This window comes from Anaplasma marginale str. Florida (assembly GCF_000215485.1).
Taxonomy (GTDB): domain Bacteria; phylum Pseudomonadota; class Alphaproteobacteria; order Rickettsiales; family Anaplasmataceae; genus Anaplasma; species Anaplasma marginale.
Genome location: NZ_AFMS01000049.1, coordinates 1 through 9,164 on the forward strand (window position 1 = coordinate 1; position 9,164 = coordinate 9,164).

Consider the following 9,164-nt stretch of genomic DNA (forward strand, 5'->3'; position numbering starts at 1 on the left):
TCCGGAGTCAGGGTCGATAATCTGGCGTCAGGATCGTAGTCCGGATCGGGATCATAATCTGGAGCGGGATCATAGTCCGGATCAGGTTCAGCTTCCCGCGGCTCACCTTGCACATCACTCGGAGCAGTCGTCCGTGTACCAACTTCACCTTCAGGCACAACCCCCCCCGCCAGATCTTCCGTAGCGGCTCCTTCGCTACCCGAAAGCACATCTTCGAATCGGTCCGTAGGAGTCCTGGAAGTGCCCTCCTCTTCTGGTGGGGCCTGCACCTCGTCTACGTCGCCTGCTTCAACTTCACGCTGCTCATCCACTGCATCACGCAGAGCACTAGACTCGGTATCACGGCTCCGTTCCTCCATGGAATCGCCAGATTCACTATCAACAGTATCAGGTGCCTGTAAAACATCATCAACCATTTCGGAAACACCTGCCCTTGCAGCCTCATCATCTGCACCCTGTTCTCCTCCGGCACCCCGTTCATGACCGGGCTCAGCGGGATGGGTTCCGTCTGCCCTTGTCGCATCATGCCTAGCAAGGGAATGCTCCATCAGCCGCGCAAAGTCGACGTCACCCGAAGGTGCAACAAACTCTGCAAGCTCTGGAACTTCCCCAGGCCTTTCTTGAGCCACTGTAGTGATCTCACTTCTGAGCTTGTTCATGTCTTCGTCTATTCTATCCCGCACCTCGGGATCCTCCGCACGGGCACGTAACGCACCAAGGCCATGGAGCGTATCAACTGCATCCCAGAAATTTTCCCTATCGACATGCAACTTTCCATCGCTATCAAATAGCCTGCTGCTGGGGGTATCAGCGCCCTGTGTACCATCTTTCAAGTCAGGACGCACGAACGGATTCGCATCATCGTCCTTTTGCGCAGGTGCGTACCCACTGGGCTTGTACTTCTCAACTCCAATAGTAAGCGCTTCCAGACTGCTCAAAAATGCTGCCCTATCTTGAACGATGTTGTGCATCAACCCTTCAGTCTCGGAACCCGTAATACGGCCCAGCGCATGGCCACCTAGATATTTCATCGCATCTAGTGGTGAGTATCCCAAATGGGCGCCCACCCACGCCCTAGCGTAGTCAAATCTGGGCGAAATTGACCGCATTGAATACAAATCCTCTTCGGTGTGTGAAGCAGTGAGCGCACTGGAGAGCGACCTCACACCGTGGGCAGCCGTGCCAAGTACTCCACCAACTATAGGCACCCTCTTCAGCAAGTTTTCTGGCATCCTGGTAGCAGTAGAAGCCAAATCCCCCGCCTTTGCCCGCATCAAGACTCTGAGCCCATCTATACCCCTATCTACACGATCTATCAGCGTACCAACAACTGGGATATGAGAGAATATCCTGACAAACCCGTCACTGTACATTGACGCCACAGTCCTTGACAGTATACTACCGCCAGCAAGCACAACCGCAACATGCTGCACAAAGGCTCTCATCTGCCATACAAGAAACGCCACCAGGATGAGCCCAAACACCTCAGGCCACATAACTATGTAACCCTTCTTGAGATCCTTGATTATGTTGTAATCATGCTGCTCTTCAAGATCCTTAGCAGACGTAGGATTGAGCACCGTGCTAGTACCTATCAATTTGGTGGTCAGTGTTGTCACCAACTTCTCTTTGAATTTGAGATCCGTGTACTTCTGCTTGACGTCCTTCTTACCTTGTGCGTCCTCCTTCTCTCTCTCCTCGATCACCTTAATAAACTCGTCCTTCGTCTCGCTCGTCACGGTTTTATCTTTCACGCGTTCTTCTAGCTCTTTCTTTATCTTCTCTACCAACCTGGCAGTTGATGTGCCGCGTGCACTGGCGATGAGCGAATTTGTCAAGGAAGTTAGAGATTCCAGCTTTTCGCCATCCTGACTCTTAATAGGAGACACCCCACCTGGAGGCGCAGAACTTTTAGCATCCGGATCTAGGAACGGGAAGTCCACATAGCGGAAATCCCTATCTTTGTAGTCTGGTGGAACCTTAATAATAGCGCCGCCACCGGTAAACACATAGCGTGCGGAAGTTCCAGAGTCGGTTTGCTCACCCTTCCTTGAAGACCCACTCCACCCAATTAGTATAGGATCGTATTTTTGCCCGGGAGTCCACTCGTAGTATTTCTGATCGATAATTCTGTGCCCAAGTGCATAAAATTTGATGTGCAGCACCTCGTTGTAGCAGGCGGTAAAGCCGAAAATCCTGTAGTAGTAGTGCATTATGAGCGAGCCAAACATCGCGATCAGGGTAAACATCAGTATGGCCTGCATCGAGAAGCTAATGCACTGCGTTAACCATCCATCAAAAAGGCTTCTGAATCTGGAAAAGAGGATACCAATAAACATTATAGGCATCAGCGCGATTAGGAAGGTGATCCCCACAAATGCGGTAAGGTAAATTATAAAGCCGTAGAGGCACAGGGCTACGTAGCAAATTACCGCTATTATGATTATCAGCAACGCAAATATAGAGGCAAAGTCCGCCATGATGAGGGCTCTGGCCTTGGCTTCCCACACAACGGTGGAGAATATTTTGTCCACAATCATCACGTCCATAAAGTCAAACGGAGCGTCGGACTTGAATTTCTGCCCAGCGGCGTGACTATTGACTAGTGCTATAATTTGGTCAACGCCCCCTGTAAACAGCTTCAGAAGGTGATTATGGAAGAAATCCCAACTACCGGGAGATACCAACAATATTACCAGGATAATCTTCAGTATCCGGACCATTGTGTCAGCGAGAGGTGCTTGCACCATCCCAAGTAGGTACACCAGCGCAGAGATGACCAAAAACAAGGTTATTACCGCAAATGCGAAGGTCCTGAACCCCTTGTTTTCTACAATGTTTCCGAATATCTGCTTCCCAGCCTTGTCTAGTTCATCTCTGACTAGCTTTCTCACATACTCAAATATCCTGACACCTTTGCCGTTGATGACACCTTTTTTAAACTCCAAACTGTAACCACCGGCGTTGTCGTAGTAGTAATTGTCTAATATTTTGACGTAAATTTTCCACCCTCTTTGCGGATCAATAGACTTGCAGTCACTACCGAATATTTTTCCGCCAGAGCTGTAGGACACCTCCTTGCCTTCACCCGCAGCTGCGTGCCCCAAGTGAGTGGTTGGAGACACGGGGTATTCTATTAAATCAAGGGTGGAGTTCGGATCTGGATCCTCCGGACGTTTGAACAGCAAATACGCACCATACCCTTTTTCCAGCCAGCATGGCCTCCCGTATCGCCCCGTATTTTCATCATCAGTCGCTGGTATGTGTTTACAGTTAAGCTCACAACCGCTCACGCTGTGCTTGCGTTCTTCGTAAGGGCCGCACACCCTACCTACATCAACCACGGAATCGTAAAATTCGTCGTTTAGGTCCACCGGCCTTGATATGCCAGTATTTACCGCCAATGGCGAGCTGTGTTTTTCGCCATGCTTAGCCCAGGGAACCCATGCTCCCTGTATGCTTATTACTATCTCTTCCCCATCAGTAACAAACCCCGTGTCCTTCCATCGGACCATGTGCTTATTTGCTCCCGGAGTGCTTGCATTACCTGTCTGCCCATCGTCAGCTTTGAACGCCTCCACGTTACCCGGGCCGTAATAAGCCGATACAGAAGCAGTAGTATTGCTGTTAAAGTTGTCCGCGGACACACAACGGGGAAACGGTACATCACTTCCACATGATGCAACAAGCAGGCACAGCGGCAGTAGTCTGAGGAATTTGTTTACAGCTGACCTCGCAATAGTAACCATGCTTCCCAGACCAATAGACCGCCTATTCCTTGTCTTGCTTTTCTCCTGCAGGAGTGTCATTATCCGGGTTCTTGTTTAACTTTTCCTCAATGACCTTCCCATCGCCGTTGTCGTAGCCGTCCGCAGCGCCATCTACAGGGTGTCCTGCTATACCTACACGCCCACCTGTAGAGTCATCTGTATCCTCCCCAGTATCATCACTTAGATGGTCAACAAACTCAGCCTGATATCCCTGGGAAGCTTGATGACTGTAATCGTCTCTCTGTTCAGTATTTTCCGAACTGCTGGCAGTCTGCACATGATCCGCCGATGCCTCCTCAGGGCCCTGCTGTTGATCATCTTGACCTATATCAGATTCAGAATATTCAGCGTGAGATGTGGTGTCGGCACGGTCCATTTCGTCCGTATCAGCACCAGAATCGCTAGAATCGGAACTACCAACGCCTTGTTCTAGGGACTGATCATCCAAATTATCTTCGTGATGTACACCACTATCTTGGGCACCACTATCTTGGGCACCACTATCTTGGGCACCATGTCTGAGCTCTTCTGAGTCCGCAGCACCAGTATCACCAGCTGGCGGCACATCTGCGCCCGCAAAAAGTGATGGCTCATCCCCCCATTCAGGGCCTGCATCAAACTGTGAATCAGTATGCAACCCAGATTGCTCATCATCGCTGGCACCACTGAGCATGTCTCTCCCGTACGAATCGTCCTCGGCCCCCTCTCCGCCAGGCCCCATAGGCGCATCTGCACCCACTTCCTCGTAGTGCGCTACACCGACATCATCCGGAATTCCAGACCTGCTCACATCTTCATCACCGCCCGAAGTAGCACCTTGAACCATATCACTTGACTGATCACCCATAAGTGGTAATTCCCCGCCACCAGGCCCACCGAAATCAGTCACATCTGGCACCCCTACTCTCGGCGCTCCACCACCAGTTACACTGTCGCTATCCTGACTAGCCCCAGTAGCGGTATCATAGCCGGGTCCGGCATCCGGGACAGTAGAGCCGTCAACGCCCTGTACTGCCGCACGGGCCGCAGTATCTCCGCCCCCATCGGGCTCTGAAAATTTCGGATCGGCACCCTCCTGCATTGGTCGCACGCCATCCCTGTTTTCGAACTGCAGCTTCTCTTCTCCTGGCGGCACCATACCTCTGGCTGCTGCAATCCGCTGTTGTGAGGCAGCATCTAGGCCTACGACCCCAAGCATGCCCTGGGTAGCCCCCATAGCACTCGCCGTTATACTAGCAACACTACCAGATATTGAGTGAGCCAGAGTCTCAGAAATCTTCACAAACGCCCTGATAGATTTGCAGCATAGTATGAGTATCATGGCAATAGCAACACCGAACGGCAGGCCCATAAATCCTACGTCTTCCCTAGCGAGTCCCTCGCGGTGCCTATCATCTATAGAAAGCTCATTGGAAAAGCCTATAGGCAACATGACCGGCAGCAGGCATATATCTGGCCTGTTAGGAGTACCGGGGTCGTCAGAAGGTATGTTAAGGCCTATAGCGCAGTTCTCACAGGCGGTAAAGTCGGTAACTGCATGCAAGCTGGTCAGGATCATTTGATTCAAAAACGCAAGCGAAGCAAATATGATGATCGGCTGGAGCGAGAAATTCATGAGCATCTTAAGCCACCCATCGAACAGCTGTCGGGTGCGCTGAAACAATATGAAGGAAAAAAATATCGGGGCCAGGGTGATTAGAAATGCCACGGTCAAGATCGAGAACAAATACATGATCATGGCTTCAAACATGGCCAGGAAGAACTCTATTAATGCCCAAACCACCCCAACAAACGCGAGCCAACCAACAGGGCCTGCTGCTATTAGGGCAAGAAGCCTTAACCAAAGCTCTGAGGTCAGAAGTATCCCCAAGGTTGCATCTAAAAACTTGAACGACCTATCGCCATCTAGGTACCCATTGAACGCCTCAATAATGTCTGACACTCCTCCAATGAACATGCTGAAGCAGTGCTCGTTGAAAAATCTCCAGCTATCCTGTGAGAACACGCACACCAGGAATACCACCTTTGCAACTCTTATGGCGAGATCGTACTTGGTAATTTTGATCACACCCATAATGTACCCCAATGCGGAAAACATGAGGTACAAGGTAAGCACCCCTTGGATGAGCATCCAGAAGGGCTTTGACGTCACCTGATTGCTGTATATTTGCTGTATGGCCCCCTTCTTGTTTTCCTTAATAGATTTCGCAACCGCGGATGCTATGTTGTCAACCTTGTCAACGTCTGCAACACCCTGTGTAGTCGACATTTCGGTGCCATACAGTATGTTCAGTAGGGTGCCTTGCAGGAGCGCAAAAAACTTGGAAATTATTGGCTCCCAGGTGGGAACCCAGAGCCGTACTGAATAATAGTTATCCGGGTGGTTACTATCTTTGAGCTGATTGTCGTATTCTGCATCAACGGCTATCCCAAAGTATAAATATCCTTTCTTGCCGCTAATACCATTATTGCCGTTACTGCCATTATTACCGTCTTTCTTCTTGTTGATGTAGTATATACCCTTGGGGTTCAGACCATCCTTCTCCAAATCAAGCTCCACGGCATCGTTACTACCATTTTTACCAGGCAAAAATGTTGGTGCGTTTTCCCCTATGTACATGTACAGCTTCTTGCCCGCGGTCGCGTAACACGTCCTGTGGACTTTTAGCGTATAAAAGCCCTGCATCTCCTCTTTGTTACTTGTATCACTCCGGACAGAAGTGCCACTATTATTTTTAGGTTTGATATATGAGAGGAACAGTCTGCCGCTTTTTTTCACCTCATAACTCTTGTGCATCCTGAGGCTTTGCTCACTAAACTTTCCAGCTCCGGAGAGATCCTTTACCTCCTCGGGAAGAAATGTACAACTACTGCCGCTACAGTCTTTGGTTATGTCTTTGCCCTTATCGGTAATAACGGCAACCGCACCTTCAGCGAGCTCGTAAGCGGCGTTTTTAACGTCGTTTACATCTGCTGGCAGATCCAAATAATCTTTAAGTGCATCGGGATTCTGCTCAAAATCTATCGTCGTGTTGTCTTGTATGGTTTTCTTAGGCTTCGTTGTGGGGCACATGACTTTACCATTCATAACCCGCACAATGGAGCGTGTGCAGTCCTCCTTGTTCACCTGATCTGAGGGTGCACATATCAGATCACAATTACAGCTTATGTCATACTCCGTATACCCCCTGAGCAGGGCATCATAGTCGGGTTTGGTCTGGCTACCACCAGATTGCTGCGTACTGTTGCAACCTACACCCTTCTCATACTTCCCTGGGTTTTGGTTCTGCTTGAGATCAGCAAGGCTCCTCCCCTCCATCACCCTGGTAATGCACTTGTCTTTCTTCAGCTCCGTGCACAGCGCTGTCGTTATTTCTGGTGGGCCACTAATCTTAACTGTCCTTCCATCATGAATGCGCCCAGTAGCGATCATGTACTTTGAGTTAGATTTCAAAACCCCCTGTTTGTCATCCCTCGTAATCTTCGATAGGTAGCCCAGAGGAAACGCAAGACGCGGAGTTTGCACATCACTGCCCCCAAGCTTGGGCAATTCAATACCTTCACGCACCTCCTCACATTCTGTCTTGCCATTTTTCAGGACCTTGTAGTACAGTGACGCTGAGCCGCCATAGGCGCCGGAAGAGCATATATCCTTCGAGTTAACACCCAGCTTACACTCCTTGTCCTTGTAAAAGTCACTATTTCCATAGTAGATTACAAAGCTTTCTTCGTTTCCTATCCTCTCGCAAGATGGAAATTCCAAATCATAAAGAAATGGGAAGAAGGTCACCCGATCGCCCTCTACAACATCGAGCAGGGTATCATAAAATTCGTGCTCGGAGCGGGAAGACGTCAAATCTTCGGGAAACATTTTTACCGTAGCCGGAGTGCTGGCATCCTTGGGACAAAGGCTGATAGTGTTTTCAACCGTAAGTTTTAGCTCGGTATCCTCCTTAACAAGGTAACCTGAATTCACCCAATAGGTCGCTGGGTTCTGCCTGGAAGCACCAGGTGGTTGCACTGGCACCTTTACTTCAACAGAGCTGCTGCTCACGCCCTTCCCAGGCTCTAGGCACACCCCACCACAGCCGGAGATTAGCAACACCAACGCAATGAGCAGTAACCTGAACATCCCTATACCATCTAAAAGCTAGCCGGAGGATCAGCAGGATGGACAACAATAGGCTTGCGCTTGGCAGGTGCACCGGCACCAGTCTGTGCCACTGGGGAAGTAGGCATGAGTCTGGAAGCAAAGCTCTCCTCGCGTCCGGCACCTGCCCCTCTGTAGAAGAGCGCGGACTGATGTTTCTGCTGTTCCGCCATATGTCCAGTCATTTTATCCATTCCAACTACGCTCAACAGAGCCTGCGCTGCGCTTCCACCCACATCGGACAGGTTGGTAAACGCACCGAACATGATACTACACATCTCACCACTGGTGATCACAAAGTCCCTAGTAGCGTGGGCCACGGCCACAAAAATTAGCACGTTAAATAGCGGGCCAGGTATTCCTATGAGGATCGTTTCTCCAGTATTGTATAACTCCCTTACAACATCGCTAACCGGCATGATCGGGACTATTCCCATTGGTAGAAGAAAGCGTAGCACGCACAAAGTGGCGATTTTCAAGTCTAGCGACAAAACGCAAGCTTCGCACACTTGGAAGTTGAGCATCGCATATATTACACTGTTGACTACTTGCACCATCACGGCAACGCAAGAGAAGATCAAAACCGGCTGCATCGCAGTTTGTAACAATACCTTTATCCAAGCATCAAATATCGCCTTGGTACGTTTAAACAGCACGCATATCAAAAAGAACGGCGCTATACACAACAACAGCGCTATCAGCATAATGGATATTAGGTATATCACCACCGCACTGAACATGCATTCCACCAGGAGGAACAGCCCCCAGAAAATTAGCACCACTGTGAGCCACCCCACAGGGCCAGAAAATATGAGTGCTAGCAGCTGAATCCACGTTTGCGAGACCGAAAACCTATATAGTATGCCATCCATAAATCCAAAATCATCGGTGTTTCCAACACCACCAGTCATGACGGCAATCAAACTTTTGGGGCCATCTGTAAACAATTTGAACAGATGATCGTTAAAAAAGGTCCAGCTGTCCGGGCGTATTACGTACACCACGATTATGACTTTTGCAAAGATGATAAACAACTGGAAGATCGACGCCCTGGAGAACCCCAAAAAGAAGTAAAGTGCGCTGACCATCACATATAAAATCAGCAATGCATTCACAAGCCTGTTGAACGGACCATCCGTGCTAATGTGCCTGTACATGCTGGCTACAACGCTTTCCTGCCCACCAGCTTTGTCTTTATTGCCGTANAGCGCGGAACGCACTCTTTCTTCTGTCCACTTCACAAT

Annotated in this window: 3 protein-coding genes; all 3 read right to left on the reverse strand. The window is 49.6% G+C overall.

Annotated features, from left to right (window positions below; all coding sequences use genetic code 11):
• On the reverse strand, positions 1-3,809 hold a 3,809-nt coding region (locus GAC_RS01480; RefSeq protein ID WP_037349085.1), incomplete at its 3' end, for a type IV secretion system protein.
• Complete coding sequence (locus GAC_RS01485) at positions 3,772-7,902, reverse strand: type IV secretion system protein (protein ID WP_012659011.1); 4,131 nt, start codon at positions 7,900-7,902, stop codon at positions 3,772-3,774. The genes GAC_RS01485 and GAC_RS01480, both read right to left, overlap by 38 nt.
• 11 nt (positions 7,903-7,913) lie before the next feature.
• On the reverse strand, positions 7,914-9,077 hold the full coding sequence (locus GAC_RS01490) for a TrbL/VirB6 family protein (protein ID WP_458797000.1): 1,164 nt from the start codon (positions 9,075-9,077) through the stop codon (positions 7,914-7,916).
• Between the last annotated feature and the right edge of the window lie 87 nt (positions 9,078-9,164).

What these genes read in the sequence shown, in the direction of transcription:
- GAC_RS01485 (WP_012659011.1), bottom strand. Translation starts at nt 7,902, where the DNA reads ATGTTCAGGTTACTGCTCATTGCGTTGGTGTTGCTAATCTCCGGCTGT.
- GAC_RS01490 (WP_458797000.1), bottom strand. Translation starts at nt 9,077, where the DNA reads ATGTACAGGCACATTAGCACGGATGGTCCGTTCAACAGGCTTGTGAAT.